This window comes from Acinetobacter sp. V91_7 (genome assembly GCF_031799075.1).
Classification (GTDB): domain Bacteria; phylum Pseudomonadota; class Gammaproteobacteria; order Pseudomonadales; family Moraxellaceae; genus Acinetobacter; species Acinetobacter calcoaceticus.
The window spans coordinates 117,251-133,002 of the sequence record NZ_JAVQNT010000033.1; the positions used below are offsets into that span (position 1 = coordinate 117,251).

The 15,752-nt window shown below is 38.0% G+C and carries 12 protein-coding genes; 5 read left to right on the forward strand and 7 right to left on the reverse strand.

Annotated features, from left to right (window positions below):
* Positions 1-23 precede the first annotated feature (23 nt).
* From sbmA to RMB03_RS09915, 6 genes are all read right to left on the reverse strand, one after another.
* Positions 24-1,220 (reverse strand): peptide antibiotic transporter SbmA, encoded by a 1,197-nt coding sequence (sbmA, locus tag RMB03_RS09890; protein WP_311075741.1) that lies wholly within the window; start codon positions 1,218-1,220, stop codon positions 24-26.
* Between the two features lie 237 nt (positions 1,221-1,457).
* Positions 1,458-2,693, reverse strand: coding sequence for a threonine ammonia-lyase (locus tag RMB03_RS09895; RefSeq protein ID WP_045435365.1), 1,236 nt, complete (start codon positions 2,691-2,693; stop codon positions 1,458-1,460).
* Between the two features lie 203 nt (positions 2,694-2,896).
* Positions 2,897-3,871 carry a patatin-like phospholipase family protein gene (locus tag RMB03_RS09900; RefSeq protein ID WP_003655311.1) on the reverse strand — a complete coding sequence of 325 codons (975 nt, stop codon included), beginning with the start codon at positions 3,869-3,871 and terminating at the stop codon, positions 2,897-2,899.
* A 169-nt stretch (positions 3,872-4,040) separates the two neighbouring features.
* A complete protein-coding gene (locus RMB03_RS09905) occupies positions 4,041-5,516 on the reverse strand; it encodes a sodium:alanine symporter family protein (RefSeq protein ID WP_005036356.1) in 1,476 nt (491 codons plus the stop codon).
* Between the two features lie 99 nt (positions 5,517-5,615).
* Positions 5,616-5,756 carry a hypothetical protein gene (locus RMB03_RS09910; RefSeq protein ID WP_132071758.1) on the reverse strand — a complete coding sequence of 47 codons (141 nt, stop codon included), beginning with the start codon at positions 5,754-5,756 and terminating at the stop codon, positions 5,616-5,618.
* Positions 5,757-5,940: 184 nt separating this feature from the next.
* Positions 5,941-6,144, reverse strand: coding sequence for a hypothetical protein (locus RMB03_RS09915; RefSeq protein WP_005036353.1), 204 nt, complete (start codon positions 6,142-6,144; stop codon positions 5,941-5,943).
* Positions 6,145-6,653: 509 nt separating this feature from the next.
* On the opposite strand from RMB03_RS09915, the gene RMB03_RS09920 reads away from it, so the two are divergent.
* The gene (locus RMB03_RS09920; protein ID WP_045125922.1) at positions 6,654-7,361 is read left to right on the forward strand and encodes a nitroreductase; all 708 of its coding nucleotides are present in this window, start codon (positions 6,654-6,656) and stop codon (positions 7,359-7,361) included.
* Between the two features lie 25 nt (positions 7,362-7,386).
* On the opposite strand, the gene RMB03_RS09925 is transcribed toward RMB03_RS09920, so the two are convergent.
* The gene (locus RMB03_RS09925) at positions 7,387-8,601 is read right to left on the reverse strand and encodes a multidrug effflux MFS transporter (RefSeq protein ID WP_004639023.1); all 1,215 of its coding nucleotides are present in this window, start codon (positions 8,599-8,601) and stop codon (positions 7,387-7,389) included.
* A gap of 126 nt (positions 8,602-8,727) precedes the next feature.
* Here RMB03_RS09925 and yccS point away from each other — a divergent pair, with 126 nt between their 5' ends.
* The 4 genes from yccS (at position 8,728) to RMB03_RS09945 (ending at position 15,216) form a co-directional block, all read left to right on the forward strand.
* Positions 8,728-10,902 (forward strand): YccS family putative transporter, encoded by a 2,175-nt coding sequence (yccS, locus tag RMB03_RS09930; protein ID WP_311075749.1) that lies wholly within the window; start codon positions 8,728-8,730, stop codon positions 10,900-10,902.
* Positions 10,903-11,002: 100 nt separating this feature from the next.
* Entirely contained in the window at positions 11,003-11,578 is a 576-nt protein-coding gene (locus RMB03_RS09935; RefSeq protein ID WP_005036343.1) for an SdpI family protein, read from the forward strand.
* Between the two features lie 155 nt (positions 11,579-11,733).
* Complete coding sequence (locus tag RMB03_RS09940; RefSeq protein WP_311075752.1) at positions 11,734-14,316, forward strand: sulfite reductase flavoprotein subunit alpha; 2,583 nt, start codon at positions 11,734-11,736, stop codon at positions 14,314-14,316.
* Positions 14,317-14,430: 114 nt separating this feature from the next.
* Positions 14,431-15,216 (forward strand): YdcF family protein, encoded by a 786-nt coding sequence (locus RMB03_RS09945; RefSeq protein ID WP_080027716.1) that lies wholly within the window; start codon positions 14,431-14,433, stop codon positions 15,214-15,216.
* Positions 15,217-15,752 lie beyond the last annotated feature (536 nt).

The following is a 15,752-nucleotide window of genomic DNA, read 5'->3' on the forward strand; positions in this document are numbered from 1 at the left end:
AACCCGCTTTCGCGGGCTTTCTTTTATTTGTGTAATATCGATTCAAAGGCTTTTAAACGCTTATAAATTGAAAGTAGTTCAATAATTGTTTTCCATGAACTAATTAAATATTGGAAAGATTCACGAACCTTATCGAATACACCACCAATTTGGTTAATTAAACCTAAAGTCATTTTTCCACTTGCAATCGCAGGGAACAAAACAACCAGACTATATAAAATATCTAACTGCTTATACCATGTAGCGACCAAGTTAAAGTAAGCATAATGAAAATAGAGTCGGAAGTAGTTTTTACGGACTCTAGTAAAAAGCTCTTTTAAAGTAGCTGGTCTTGCACGATCTGCATGGTCTTCGCCATAAACGAGTTCTTTACGATACGCTGCTTCTACTTTCTGATTATTAAATTGAAGGCCTGGTAATTTAACACCTACTACCATTAATAAAACTGTACCAAAAGCTGCCCACACAATTGCGGCCCATACTAACGAATGCTCTAGTTCACCAACGATGGGTAAAACAGGAACATGTTTAGATAGTTGAAATAAAATAGGTAAAAATGCGATTAAAATCATGACAGCTTTTACCAGCTCAACACCTAAATCTTCCATAATCGTTGCAAAACGCATGGTGTCTTCTTGTACACGCTGTGAGGCACCTTCAACATGGCGCAGTTGCTCCCAGTGCTCAGTGTAATATTCATTCATTGCCGTACGCCAACGAAATACATAATGGCTTGTGAAAAAAGCATTAATCACGGCTAGAGTCACTGCAACCATTGCAATATAAAGAAACACTAAGGTCTCGCTATAAAGTGCCGAAAGATTTCCCCCACCATTCGAAAGCATTTTTTGAATTAAATCCCAAAATGGTACATACCAAGCATTAATCGCAACACTGACCTGAACTCCAAACCAGATATTAAACAAAATAAATGCCGACCCCCATATAGACCAACGCTGCCATGGGTTGTTCGATATAATTTTCCAAAAGCCGGCAAAGAGTGCTGTAGAAACTAAAAACCAAACGTAAAACCATAAGAAAGTTGGAGACCAAAAACGGCTGACACCAACAGGTAGTTGTGCGTCATGGTAGCCCTTAGCAAACCCGATAAAAGTTCCCCATGTGTTTCCACCTGAGCACCAGAGCACCATATTTAATGCGATCCAAATAACCGCAGATATAAAAAAATACCGTGGTGATGGAAAAAATGATTTGAACATTAAGCGTGGATATCCTTATATTTCTTCAAATTTACAATGAGAAGAATACTAAAACCTAAACCTTAAAATTGTGAAGAGTAAAGTTTAGAGAATTGTCAGTTTTTCTCGTTTCATTGAAGGATTTGATCGTTTTTTTGTAAATTAATCCCTTTTTGGCAATTTAATCCATTTAAATTACCTTGTATATGACTCTCGATAGAGCCATATACGGCTTTTATAACACAGCAATTTCAGAGATTAAATCTCTTCTTTACGAACAATATAACCTTCCAACTGCATTGCCTGAATGAGCAAATCTAAGTCTGAGGCGCTTTTAAGCTCAACGTCAACACTCACGGCACTTTCTTTTGCACGACTTGTTGCCGCAAAGCGCTCATGGCGTAGTTCATAAATATTACCGCCTTGCTCAGCAATAATTGCGGTTAAACGAGCTAAAGCACCTGGATTATCTGGCAATTCAACACGAATACGGACCATACGACCTGTACGCGTTAAATGACGTTGTAATACTGAAACCATAACGCGTGTATCAATATTGCCACCAGACAGTACTACACCCAATTTATGGCCTAAAAATAGATCAGGACGAGACATAATTGCAGCAATACCTGTTGCACCTGCCCCTTCACACACCGTTTTTTCAATATTGAGTAATAGCGCAATTGCCTCTTCAATCATGTCTTCAGTGACAACCACAATATCGTCGACATATTCTTTAGCAACTTGGGTTGTAAGCTCACCCGGTGTTTTTACTGCGATACCTTCAGCAACTGTAGAACCCATTGAAACTGCATGCTGATAATTGCACAGTAATTTTGCCATACTTGGGTAAACGACTGACTGCACACCAATAATTTTAATCTTTGGATTTATAGCTTTTGCAGCAATCGCAATACCTGAAATTAGGCCACCACCACCAATAGGTACAACTAAAATGTCTAGATCTGGTACAGCTGCAAGCATTTCAAGCGCAATTGTTCCTTGACCTGCAATAATTTCTGCATCATCGAATGGATGGATAATCGTTAAAGATTCTTCTTGCGCAACACGGTGCATTTCAGCAGCAGCTTCTGAAAAGTCTTGTCCATGTAAAATGACACGTGCCCCATATTCACGCACTCGCTGTACTTTTACATTAGGTGTAGATTTCGGCATCACAATGGTCGCTGTTACCCCTGTGCGCTGAGCATGATACGCTACGCCTTGTGCATGATTGCCTGCCGAAGCTGCAATAACACCATGTTGTTTTTCTTGGTCAGATAAACACAACAGTTTATTCAGTGCTCCACGCTCTTTAAAAGAAGCTGTAAATTGTAAGTTTTCAAATTTCAGCCACATTTCAGCCCCTAAGGTTTTAGAAATGGTTTCTGAGAAAACAAAAGGAGTTTTTACGACTAAACCTTCCAAACGCTCTGCCGCAGCATGAACATCATCTAATGTTGGAAACCCATTTTTAACCTGTTGCTGTATCATTTATCTAGTCAGCCTCAATACATTACAAATCAATTATTTTTTAAAAATGACATCAATATTTTATATTGGTCATCAGAGTTTTCAGCATATCCAACATGTACCTAATATACAAAAATTTTTATTCCAAAAATTAAGGGTTTAAACTCGCATAAAAAAAGCCCTACTCAGGCTTTTTATTTAATTTTCAAAAGATTAACGTTAAATTATTGGGTTTGTGCGCTCAAACCATCTGTAGATAGATTTTGTTCAGCTATTTTTTCATCAATAGCAAATTGAATATCGGAAAGTTTGGCATTAGCTGCATCTATGCCGGATTTCATAGTAGCTTCACGGCCTTTCACATCAAAAATATGCGCTTTTTCTCTTAAATCTGGCTGAATAACAACATCTGCATATTGTAATTCTTCTGCTGCTAGACGACCTTGCATAATATTAATATTCTGGTTAAACAGCCCCCAGACATTCGAAGTTTCTGTGTAAATAGGCTGAGCTAAAATATCAACAGCAATAATGACATCAGCACCTAAATCGCGAGCGACTTCAACAGGTACAGGGCTCACTAAACCACCATCGACATATTCAGATTTACCGATTTTAGTCGGTACAAACATGCTTGGAATTGAAGCCGAGGCTCTTACGGCTTGCCCAGTATTGCCATAGTTAAACACAGTTTTAGTGCCATGCTTTAATTCGGTTGCAACCACATACATTGGGATTTTCATTTTTTCGAGTGGCATGTTGTTTACTTGCTCGTTAACGTAGTTTTCTACTTTTTTGCCATCAAAAAAACCTTTTAGCCCGATACTAATATCACGCACATCGCCAGCTTTCATTTTTAATGCAGTATCACGTAATTCAGAAGGACTTTTACCACTGGCATAAAGTGCTCCAACAATACTACCAGCACTGGTACCTACAATAAAATCTGGTCGAATACCATGTTGTTCCAAAACCTCAATGACACCTATATGAGCATAACCCCGTGCTCCACCGCTACCCAGTACGAGCGCCACAACTGGACGTTTTTGCTGTTTTTTAATTCGTGCAAATGGCTGATCGACAGAACGAGCATAAGCCTCCGCTGTTTGCGGTTTTAGAGCAGCAGACAAGTGTGTAGTGGTCTGGCATCCTGCCAACACCATAGAGAGTCCGAGAACCCACAATTTAAGCTGTTTCATGGCCTATCTTCGCACTATGAGGTTTAAGTTCGGATTGCAATTTTAGTTGCGAGTCTTGTGAAAAGCTGTATCGAATTTATTTAATTTGTCATGTTTAAAATTTAGACTCAAGTATTTTATCTATCCCCCTATGAAAAAGGCCCCTTATTTATAAGAGGCCTTTTTTAACTTACCAGATATCTGAATCAACTTTTTTCTTCAATTCTGGATACTTATCAATTTTAAACTCAGGCTCTTTAATGCCTTTTTTCAATTGTTCACGGTAATCTTTCAATAATGTGCGTGCCATCGGTGTTAACAGTAAGATTGCAATCAAGTTAATGGTTGCCATGATACCCATAAACAAGTCAGCCATAGACCAAACGAGCGGAACACTACCAATTGCACCGAAGTACACCATCACCAATACAAAAATACGGAAGATGAACATGACTTTCGGATTGTTATTAATAAACTGTACATTACCTTCTGCATAGGCATAGTTACCTAGTACAGCTGAATAACAGAATAAGAATAATAGAACTGCAAGGAAGTCTGAGCCCCAATGTCCAACTTGAGTTTCTAAGGCACGCTGTGTTAATTCAACACCGACAAAACCTGCATCTTGGTAAACGCCAGAAACCAAAATAATGATTGCGGTACTTGTACATACAATGAAAGTATCTACAAATACACCGAGCATTTGTACCAAACCTTGGTTTACAGGATGTTTTACATCAGACGCAGCTGCTGCGTTTGGTGCAGAACCCATACCGGCTTCGTTAGAGAATAAACCACGCTTAATCCCTTGCATCATTGCCATTGACACTGCCGCACCAAAGAAACCACCTGCTGCAGAATTAAAATTGAAAGCTTCAGTCACAATCAGCTTTAAAATATCAGGCAAAATTGCATAGTTACTGATTGCAATATATAGAGCAACAGCTAGGTAAAGACCTGCTTTTAAAGGTACAAACATCTCTGCAAATTTAGCGATACGCTTAATACCACCAAAAATTGCTAATGCCACTAAAACTACAAGAGCAAGGCCAACCCATGAAATTTCTAGATCAACACCACCTAAATGAGCAATAAGATTAGCTTTGTCCCAACCCCAAGCATGTGAAGATGCATTAGCAATCGCATTGATTTGAACTGAGTTGAATACGAAACCATAGGTAAAGATCAATGCAAGTGCGAAGACCACACCAAAGGTTTTACTGCGTAAACCTTGAGTAATATAGTAGGCTGGTCCACCGCGGAACTGTTTAGTCTTACTATCTCTAACTTTAAATAGCTGAGCAAGCGTAGACTCAATAAAAGCAGAGCTCATACCAAGAACAGCTGTTACCCACATCCAAAACACTGCACCAGGACCACCAATTGCGATGGCAATTGCTACACCAGCAATATTACCTACCCCAACACGGCTCGCAAGGCCTGTTACAAACGCCTGAAAAGGTGTAAGACCATGCTCATCTTCGCCTTCTGTACGACTGCTTTTCATCACTCGGATACTTTGCAAGAACATGCGAATTTGCACTGCTCCTGTTAAGACCGTATAAAAAACACCTACAGCCAGCAAGAAAATAACCAAAAAGTCCCATAAAGGATCATTAAAAAATTTTACCCACGACATCAGTGTGGCATTGAGTTGTTCATTCATACTCGGTCCGCTTACGTTCCTTGCTAATGTGCTAAAAGCACATGCCAAAATACTGCAATAAACAAAAAAGCCCCTAGAAACCGGGACTTTTCAGTAAATTCAAGAAAAAACTTTTAATGTCAATTGAATAGCAATTATCGTCACAAGTTTAAGCAACATCATGCCCAACACTAAGCCTTTGAAGGTTGCATGAGAGAAAGCGACCTTCAGACAAAATAATATCATTGCACTACTGAAAATTTCCGCTTTTGGAAAAACAGTATGCATCGACTCAGCTACAAACTTGGAAACTAACAAATGACCACCGCTAAATAAACTCGTCTAATGATTCCCATCAATTAAGCGAGTTATACAAAATCTGGATTTAAGCCAATAAGCATATTTACATATACTTTTGAGCAAATGTCTAAACTGGATATAAATTTCAAAGACTGTAACAAGCGATCGCCATAACGCGACTATCTGCGCCCTTTTCTCCATGATCAAAGAAGAGTGCGTTTAGATCTGTACTAAGCTGTTGTATTTTTTGTGGCTCAGTAGCTGCGTGAGTTACGTTCATTTTCATGGTTGCAATGGTAATCGCCAATCCTTGTTTCATGAACTGCTTGTTGATGAGTGGTAGACTCATGTAAAGCTCCTATACCTCGTGTATTTCTCCATTTCTGCACCTAAATCCTTTTTGTAAAGGGATTTTGTTTGCAGCCACTATTTCCTAACGTGAGTATGGAGAAATCATACCTGCGTAAAAAAGTCGGTATTATGCAGAAATTTAAAGTTTTGTGTATATTTTTCATTAAAATTTTATATAAAAAATGGTCATATTTTATATAAAACTATCCGTTTTGTACTGTTTTTGAACATATTATACCTTTTTTTCAATTGAATATTTTTCACCCACTCACTGTTATGCTTTTATTTTTATAACCGACAAAATCATACTATTTTGTCTATTTAAATCTAAAGTGGCATATTCGAATTATGATTAATCAGACAATATGTCTAAACTAATTAAATTATCATACCTGTAAGAATATCTCTTTTCTAATATTTTTTGCTTATAAATGAAGTACTTTCAAAACATGAAATTAAGCTTCAAAAAGTATGAAAATATTTAAGACAAAGATATAGGAGTATCTCATGAATCTGGAACAAGTTCGTCTCGTTGATGAAGCTATCACTTCTCGACATTCTGTCCGCGCTTTTTTAAATACTCCAATTGAGTCAGGAGTTATTAAAGATATATTACAAGTCGCAAGTCGAGCACCTTCTGGAACAAATACTCAACCGTGGAAAGTCTATGTAATAACAGGCAACAAGCGTAATGAAATGGTTGAACGTGTTTGTGCAGCACAAATCGAAGTTTCAAAAAACCCGGAACTTGCAGAACAATATAAAGAAACTTTTGCCTATTACCCTGAAAAATGGATATCCCCTTTTATTGACCGCCGCCGCGAAAATGGTTGGGGACTCTATGGTCTACTCGAAATTAAAAAGGGCGAAAAAGAAAAAATGGCTGAACAACAGTTACGTAACTTTAAACTGTTTGATGCACCAGCCGGCCTTTTCTTTACAGTAAATAAAACCATGGGAATCGGGTCTAAAATGGATATCGCAATGATGATCCAAAACGTGATGGTTGCTGCCAAGGCACGAGGTTTAGATACATGCCCACAAGCAGCTTGGAACCATTTTCACCCTATTGTTTTAGATATCTTGGGTGCATCAGATGATGAGGAGCTAGTTTGTGCAATTGCGTTAGGTCATGCTGATCCTAATCACATTGTAAATACCTTCATTACACCTAGAGAACCTGTCGAAAATTTCACAGTTTTTCTAGACGAATAAGATCTAAGTCGCCATTCTTTTAAAACTATGAGAATGGCTTGGTTTCTACTTGTTGCGCCGCTTTTAAAACGACAACGAACCCACTCAGCGTAAATAACACCATCATCACGCCCATGTTGAGCGATGCAGACCAAATGAGGAAGTTAAGCAGTACGCCACCCAAGAGGCCACAAGCGAATTGCATACTTCCCATAATTGCACTGGCTGTTCCTGCACGGGCACCTTGTTTGGACATTGCTAATGCCATTGCATTTGGTCCTGTTAAACCAATGCCTGAAATAGCTAAAAATAGCCCTAACATAACAAGCCATAAAGGCGCAGCAGGAATTAACCCCGCAATAAATACGATAATGGCTCCAGTCACTTGTACAAGTGAACCTGCCTTTAGCCGTTTAGTGATTTCAACACGTGATGTTAAATGCTTATTTAAAGATGACATCAACATAATGCCAAAAGCATTTAGTCCAAAGGCATAAGCAAACTCTTGCTGATTCAGTCCGTATTGATCCATAAAAACTGCTGGTGCTGAGCTGATATAGCAAAATAGCGCAGCCCCTGTTAAACAACCTGCAAACATAGGTAAGCGGAAACTCGCATCCTTGAAAATAGCTCCATAGAGGGTAACTACCTGATATGGTGACAGCTTGAGTCTTTTATCAATTGCCAAAGTTTCTTTAAAAAAGAAATGTACGCATAGCCAGCATATTGCTCCCACGATTGAAAGCGCAATAAAAATCGCTTGCCACGGAAACCAAATTAAAATCCATGCCCCAATCATAGGTGCCAAAATAGGTGCTAACCCCATGACAATCATCATACTTGAAAAAGCTTGTGCCGAGCCTTGAACATCTAATCTATCGCGTATTGCTGCACGGGCCATAACCACACCAACACAGCCACCTAAAGCTTGCAGAATACGAGCAGCAATCAATCCCCATTCATTTGTAGCCAATACACAAAATAAGCTTGCGACTGCATAAAGTGCGAGACCAAAATAAAGTGGTTTTTTTCTACCAATCCGGTCGCTTAGAGGACCATAAACCAACTGCCCAACAGCTAGACCAAAAAAGTAAGCTGGTAGTGTATTGGCCACCATTTGTGTACTTACCCCAAAATCATGCGCCATTTGTGGCAAAGCAGGTAAGTACATATCGATGGATAATGGCCCTAAAGCCGTAAGTAAAGCGAGCAACATAATCCAGCCAATAGAGTATTGACGCTGGGCTGTTTGTTCAGACATAACGATATTTCATTTTTCAATCATTTGCATACAGACAAGCTTACACTGTCTATCGTATGATTTGTGCAACATTGGTGTAGAAATACACAAATCCTTTATCCTCAGGTTGATCAGCAAGGACTTCCTTTGAAATCTTGGTTTAAACGCCTAAAAAGAGCGACTTATAACACAACATTTATGTATAACGTGCGAATGCTGATAGCCTTTTCAGGAACTGCTTTCGTGCCTTATTTTCTAGGCTATCAATTAGCAACAATTCCACTTACTTTAGGTGTGGTTGCAGCCGGTTTAAGCGATATTGATGATCGCTTTTCAGTACGAATCATGAACCTGATTTATACTTATATTGGGTTCTTCATTACCGCCGCTTCCGTACAATTACTTTTCCCCTACCCAATGGCTTTTGCTTTGGGATTGATTGCTTCATGTATTGGCTGGATTTTACTGGGTTCATTAGGACGTCGTTACGCAACCATCTCTTATGGATGTTTGGTTGTTTCAGTATATACCATGTTGGGCGTTCACCTCTTTGACCACTGGTACATCCAACCTGCCCTTTTAGTTGCAGGTGCTGCATGGTATGGCTTAATTGCAACTATTAGTTTTTTACTATTTCCGGTTCGACAACTACAAGACAAACTGGCCGCGTCTTATGCATCCCTAGGCGATTTTCTCTTTGCAAAATCAAATTTGTTTGATGTAGATATGACTCCTGCCAGCTATCAGCAAAGTATGATCGAACTGTCATTAGAAAACGGTAAGTTAATTACGATTTTTAATGACTTAAAAACAGCTTTATTGACTCGTTTAAAAGGCGACCGTGGGCAAAAAGATACACGCCGTAGCTTACATTATTATTTTGTCGCTCAAGACATTCATGAGCGTGCTGACTCCGCTCATATCGACTATCAAAAGTTAGCCAAAATTTTTCAGCACAGTGATATTTTATTTAGATTCCAGCGAATTTTGGCGATCCAAGGCAAAGCTTGCCAAGAGTTAAATGAATGTATTTTACAACGTAAACCTTATAACCATAATAAAAGGTTTAAACAAAGCTTTGAAAACCTACGCCTCTCACTAGAAAAGTTACGTCGTGATCAACATTATGACCTTTTATGGGTAAATGCGCTTTTCGCTTTATACCAAAACTTAAAATCTATCGATTCCCAGTTACTCAATCTGGAAACAGAGCAACACATTCAATCTGATAAAGTGAAACAAGCCGAAAACCAGCTTAAAGATGATGATTTACAAGGCTGGAATGATATTGTTGTTCGAATAAAGCAAAATTTGACCCCGGAATCTGTGCTGTTCCGCCACGCGATTCGTGTATCGATTGTTTTATTTATTGGATATGTGCTCATCCAAATGACCAATATTGAATATGGTTATTGGATTATGCTTACAGCTCTATTTGTAAGCCAACCTAATTTTAACGCTACCAAACGCCGCTTACGTCTACGAATTGTTGGAACATTAATTGGGATTATTGTAGGTCTTGCGATTATCTTCTTAATTCCTTCAACTGAAGGGCAACTATTTATGTTGATATTAAGTGGAGTACTTTTTTTTGAGTTACGCAGTAAACAATATGCGCAAGCAACTGCCTTTATTACAATTTTGGCATTAATTAACTTTAATCTAGACGGTTCAGCAATGGCTGCGGCCATTCCAAGATTCTTAGATACCTTAATTGGTTGTGCTTTAGCTTGGTTTGGCGTGACATTTATTTGGCCCGACTGGAAGTTCCGTCGTTTACCTCGCAACATCAGACGTTCATTACAAGCTCAATGTAATTATTTAGCTGAAGTCGTCAAACAATATCATGAAGGCCGTAATCATGCGCTCAATTACCGAATTGTACGTCGAGCTGCACACAATACAGATGCTGAGGTAGCTTCACTTATTTCCACTTTAGCGACTGAGCCAGACTTTGACCCAACTCGTAAATCCGATATTTTTGAATTTTTATGTTTAAACCATACATTTTTAAGCTATATCGCGGCACTTGGGGCACATCGAGAAAGCCTTCAGGATCAAGCTGTTCTTAAATTATTAGACCAAGCGCTAGATGATATTCAAGGAGCTCTCTTAAGAGATGAGATGCCTGATCTTACAGCACAAAATATGCTCCAAACGATACGTCAGCGTCTAAGCCAAAATGATGAAAATGACCAAAAATCACTCATTATTTTACAGCAGCTCTCACTCATGCTTGGTGTGTTGAACCGATTTAGTATGTTAAAACAACGTCTAAGTCATGATCTTGATAATGATGCCAGTGAGCTTGCATCATTATAAATTTGCCTCGGAATTTAGTATTAAATTGGCATAATATCCTTTCCTGACTTATGCCAATTAGTGCTAAACTTAAAACAGTTTACAATTTGTTATTTGCACTATGACCGCGAAAACTTTATACGCTTATACGCTTCAGCCTGTTCCATATGACGTGTCAGAAGCTGAACAACGTAATGCACAGCTTCTTATCTGGCGCAGCACCAATAAAATCAGCACAAAAATTTGGGCAATTATGGGTGTAGTTTTAGCCCTAGCTATATTAGGTCTTATTTTTATTAAGAACTACTCTACTGTTTTTTGCTGGGTTGCTATTGTCGCTGTAGTACTTTACTACCTAGGTCGTAAATACGGATTAGAATGGTACGTTAAACGCAAAATGAATGAATTTCCGGTACAGGAAATCAAAGGTATTCGTTTAGGCGTGCAGCCTCATGGTATTGTGATGCGCCAAAAAATGGGCCAACAAGAAGGTGTTGGTACAATTGGATGGAAAAATATCTACGAATGGTACAATGGACCTGATTTCATCTTGGTAAATTTCAAAGTAAAAGATCCAAAAGGCCAAGAACAACAAGGTGCTTATATTTTACCTAAGCGTATGGATTCTAAAAACTTCTCGTTCAATACGATTCGCACGCATTTAAAAGAAGCTGTAGGCGAACCGAAAACTCTGTAAGTTTTGATTTCATAAAAAGCCTCCTTATGGAGGTTTTTTATTGCAGTAAAAACAAATGATAATGAAAATTAATATTATCTCCAAAATCCATATTATCTACTCAATCTTCGGCTATACTTCTTTACAAGATCTCCATCATATTCACATTTTCGACCATGTTTAAAAAAATTTTATTTCAAATTCATTGGTTTCTGGGTATTACTGCTGGCCTAATCTTATCCATTATGGGTGTAACAGGTGCAATTTATTCTTATGACCAACAAATTTTAAAATGGGTAAATTCTGATAGTTATGTTGTTCAAGCTGAAAGCATTCCAAAATTAACCCCTGCTCAGCTATATCAACATTTCAATACGACTCAGCCTGAAATTAAAATTAATAGCATTACGATTGCCAAGGATCCGACCGCCTCTTCTACTGTCAATATTGAAAAAGAAGGTGAACGCCGTGGCTATAATATGATGGTTAATCCTTATAACGCTCAAGTTCTGCCCGATGTTAAAGGCCGAAAACTGTTGTTATTAATACAACAAATTCATCGTAATTTAACCGCAGGCGAAGTTGGCAAGCAAATTACTGGTGCTTGTGCCTTAATGTTAATTTACTTTGTACTGAGTGGATTATATTTACGCTGGCCTAAAAAGCATTCTGCCCGTCAATGGCTCGCGGTTAAACCAAAATTGAAAGGCCGAAATTTTATTTGGGATCTACATGCTGTTGTCGGCACATGGGTCATTGTTTTTTATCTACTATTCGCATGTACAGGCCTATATTGGTCTTATGACTGGTGGCGTAGTGGCATGTTCAAAGTGATGGGCGTTGAACAACCTAAGCCACAAGGTCATGGCCCCGCTCCTCAAAATCGAGGAATGCAACAAAATAAACGATCTGAGCATAATAACGATAAAAAATCAGAGCCTCAATTAAATAATACTCAGCTCATTACAGCACTTAATCAAACATGGAGTGGCTTCAATAGTCAGGTCGGACGTGATTATTCGACACTAACATTGAACTTACCAAAAAAAGATGATGGAAAAGTTGAGTTAAGCTTTGTCGATGCTACCCCGCAACATGAGCGTGCACGTAACCAAGCCATCTATAATTATCAAACTGGCACTATCGAAAAGATGGAGCTCTACGAAGATAAAAAGCTTAATCAAAAAATCATGAGCAGTATGTTACCTGTACACCGTGGTAGCTTCTTTGGACCAATTTATCAATTCGTTGCGATGCTTGCCTCATTGGCAATGCCTTTATTCTTTGTTACAGGGTTGATGCTTTATCTTAAACGCCGCAAACAGAAAAAGTTAACACAGGCAGCTCGTCAGTCTTTAGCTGGGCAATACATTGATCCAAATACAAAGCCTTGGCTTATTACCTACGCAACTCAAACTGGTGTAGCAGAACAACTTGCTTGGAGTACAGCAACAAGTTTACAAGAAGCTCATCAACCAGTTCTGGTTAAACCTGTACAGCAGCTAACACAATCTGATTTAGAGCAGCATGAGCAGGTTTTATTTGTAATCAGTACATACGGCACTGGTGATGCTCCCGACCTCGCTACAAGCTTTGCTAAAAAGCTTTTAAAAGCAAATCTAGATCTTAAGCACATGAACTATGCTGTTTTGGCGCTAGGTTCTAAAGAATATCCTGATACATATTGTAGTTTTGGTCATGCAGTAGATGCTTGGCTTAAAACTAATGGTGCTCATGCTCTCTTTAATACAATTGAAGTTGATAATGTAAACCTATCGGATATTCAAAATTGGAATCAATCACTTGCGAAAGCAACTAAATTAGATTTGCATGCTGTAAATTTAGAAAAAGTTTTTGATACATGGAAGTTACAACAACGTGACTTACTCAATCCAAATAGCTTAGGGCAACCTGCTTATAATATTGAGCTTAACGCAAAGCACGAAGCAATATGGCAAGCGGGTGATATTGCTGAAATTCAGCCTGGTAATAGTCCTGAACGTATTCATGCATTCTTGCAGAAGCATCATATTCTTAAAAATGCAAAAGTTGACTCATTAGAGATTTCAATTGAGAAAGCGCTTTGGAATAAAGACTTAACTGGTGAAATTGAACCATTTGCTAATCTAGATCATTTATTGGAACAGCTCCCTACTCTACCAACACGCGAATATTCAATTGCGAGTATTCCTTCTCAGCAAGTACTTCGTTTAGTTGTGCGTCAACAGCATGATGAGTCTGGTAACTTAGGTTTAGGTTCTGGATGGCTGACTCAACATACTCAAGTCAATGATGACGTTGCTTTGCGTATTCGTACCAATGAATCATTCCATCTTATTGATGACAACCGCCCTATTATTTGTATTGGTAACGGAACCGGTATTGCAGGTTTAATGAGCCTGTTACATACACGTACTCGTCATGATTACACTGAAAACTGGTTAATCTTTGGTGAACGTCAAAGAGGATGTGATTTCTTCTATGCATCAACAATTGAAGCATGGCAAACAACAGGAATGTTAAAACGTTTAGATTTAGCATTTTCCAGAGATCAAGAACAACGCGTGTATGTTCAAGATGTAATCCGTCAAAATGCAGAAGAACTAGTAAGCTGGATAGAACGCGGCGCTGTTCTCTATGTCTGCGGTAGCATTGATGGTATGGCAAGTGGAGTCGACCAAGCACTGGTTGAAATTCTAGGTGATGAACAGGTAGATGAATTAAGACAACAAGGCCGTTATCGCCGTGATGTTTATTAAAGGCCAATAAATCAGAAAACCGAGTAATGACACAGATGCTTTACTCGGTTTTTTATTGCATTCAGAATGATTTTGCATAAACTGTCTGCAATTTAAATTGCAACTGTAAACACAATGCAAGTCAGTAAGTGGATCCGTATTTTCTTAGCAATCATTGGTTCGATTTTATTTCTAGATGGATTGGTTCTAATTTGTCTCAATAAAATTAATGTTGGCACAATTATCCCTTTAATTTTAGGCGCTTTCTTCTGTCTCTATTCTTTATTCTATTATCATTTAGAGCGTTTCTTCTTCTATCACTATCGCTTACACACACTTTGGCGTTTTGGATGGTTATGCCTCTGGATATGGCTAATTAGCTTAGGCTATTTCTTTGATTTTATTAAAGAGAATAAAGAGACAAGTCAAAATCTCCCTCCAGTAAATGCAATCATTGTTTTAGGTAGTGGCGTTGAAAATGGTCAACCATCCAAAACTCTTGCAAAACGTTTAGATACAGCCGCCCCTATTGCTCTAAAACAGCTCCAAGCAAAAGTTGTTGTAACGGGAGGTCTTGATTTTTCAGAAAAGGAAAGCGAAGCATTAGTGATGTCGCGTTATCTAGAACAACATTATCATTTAGCAAAAGAACGAATGATACTTGAAGATAAAAGTACAAGTACTGAACTTAATCTAATGAATAGTAAACCACTATTAGCACAGCACCACATTACCCTAGACCAACCGATTGCTATTGTGACAAGCGATTTCCACACTCCACGAGCAGCAGCTATTGCTAAAAAACAAGGTTATACGCAAGTTTATACAGTGGCGGCTGAAACACCATTAGCTACTCGCTACAATTCTTGGTTACGAGAATATTTCGCTTTTGCAAGTGGATGGTTTTTTAACGAATATTAAGAATGACTTATTTCAAAACTGCTATTAAAAAATAGCAGTTTTTTTTATGTAAGAAAGTATTATCACTGGTTAGAAATAGATTTATTAGGATTCAAAAATAGAGGGCAGAAATATATAAAACTCTATTTGAGTCATTACATGGCAAATTTAATATAAGAAAAGTCTATTCAATAAAAATATAAAATAAATTTTTTAAGAAAATTTTATGTGAAATAATTTTAGTCTATAACTCAGGCAATCACTTTTAAACACTGTTAGGTTTTAAACCTATAGCCCAAATTAAATAACACAAAAGTAATTTATCCAAATAAGAAATAACTTAACTAATGATTTTCAGTTAATTGGAGATATAAACATTGAGCTTTAAAATAGAACAACTAAATTTAGAGTGACTTAGATAAAGAATTCAAATAAAGATTAAGAATTACAAATAAATAAGCAATTTAAATATTGGAAAAATTTAACTTTCGGAATGAAATAATGGTGGGCGCTGACGGGATCGAACCGCCGACATTCTGCTTGTAAGGCAGACGCTC

Excerpts from the sequence above, each read along its gene's own strand:
- sbmA (WP_311075741.1), bottom strand. The coding sequence starts at position 1,220 with ATGTTCAAATCATTTTTTCCATCACCACGGTATTTTTTTATATCTGCG.
- RMB03_RS09895 (WP_045435365.1), bottom strand. The coding sequence starts at position 2,693 with ATGATACAGCAACAGGTTAAAAATGGGTTTCCAACATTAGATGATGTT.
- RMB03_RS09900 (WP_003655311.1), bottom strand. The coding sequence starts at position 3,871 with ATGAAACAGCTTAAATTGTGGGTTCTCGGACTCTCTATGGTGTTGGCA.
- RMB03_RS09905 (WP_005036356.1), bottom strand. The coding sequence starts at position 5,516 with ATGAATGAACAACTCAATGCCACACTGATGTCGTGGGTAAAATTTTTT.
- RMB03_RS09915 (WP_005036353.1), bottom strand. The coding sequence starts at position 6,144 with ATGAGTCTACCACTCATCAACAAGCAGTTCATGAAACAAGGATTGGCG.
- RMB03_RS09920 (WP_045125922.1), top strand. The coding sequence starts at position 6,654 with ATGAATCTGGAACAAGTTCGTCTCGTTGATGAAGCTATCACTTCTCGA.
- RMB03_RS09925 (WP_004639023.1), bottom strand. The coding sequence starts at position 8,601 with ATGTCTGAACAAACAGCCCAGCGTCAATACTCTATTGGCTGGATTATG.
- RMB03_RS09935 (WP_005036343.1), top strand. The coding sequence starts at position 11,003 with ATGACCGCGAAAACTTTATACGCTTATACGCTTCAGCCTGTTCCATAT.
- RMB03_RS09940 (WP_311075752.1), top strand. The coding sequence starts at position 11,734 with ATGTTTAAAAAAATTTTATTTCAAATTCATTGGTTTCTGGGTATTACT.
- RMB03_RS09945 (WP_080027716.1), top strand. The coding sequence starts at position 14,431 with ATGCAAGTCAGTAAGTGGATCCGTATTTTCTTAGCAATCATTGGTTCG.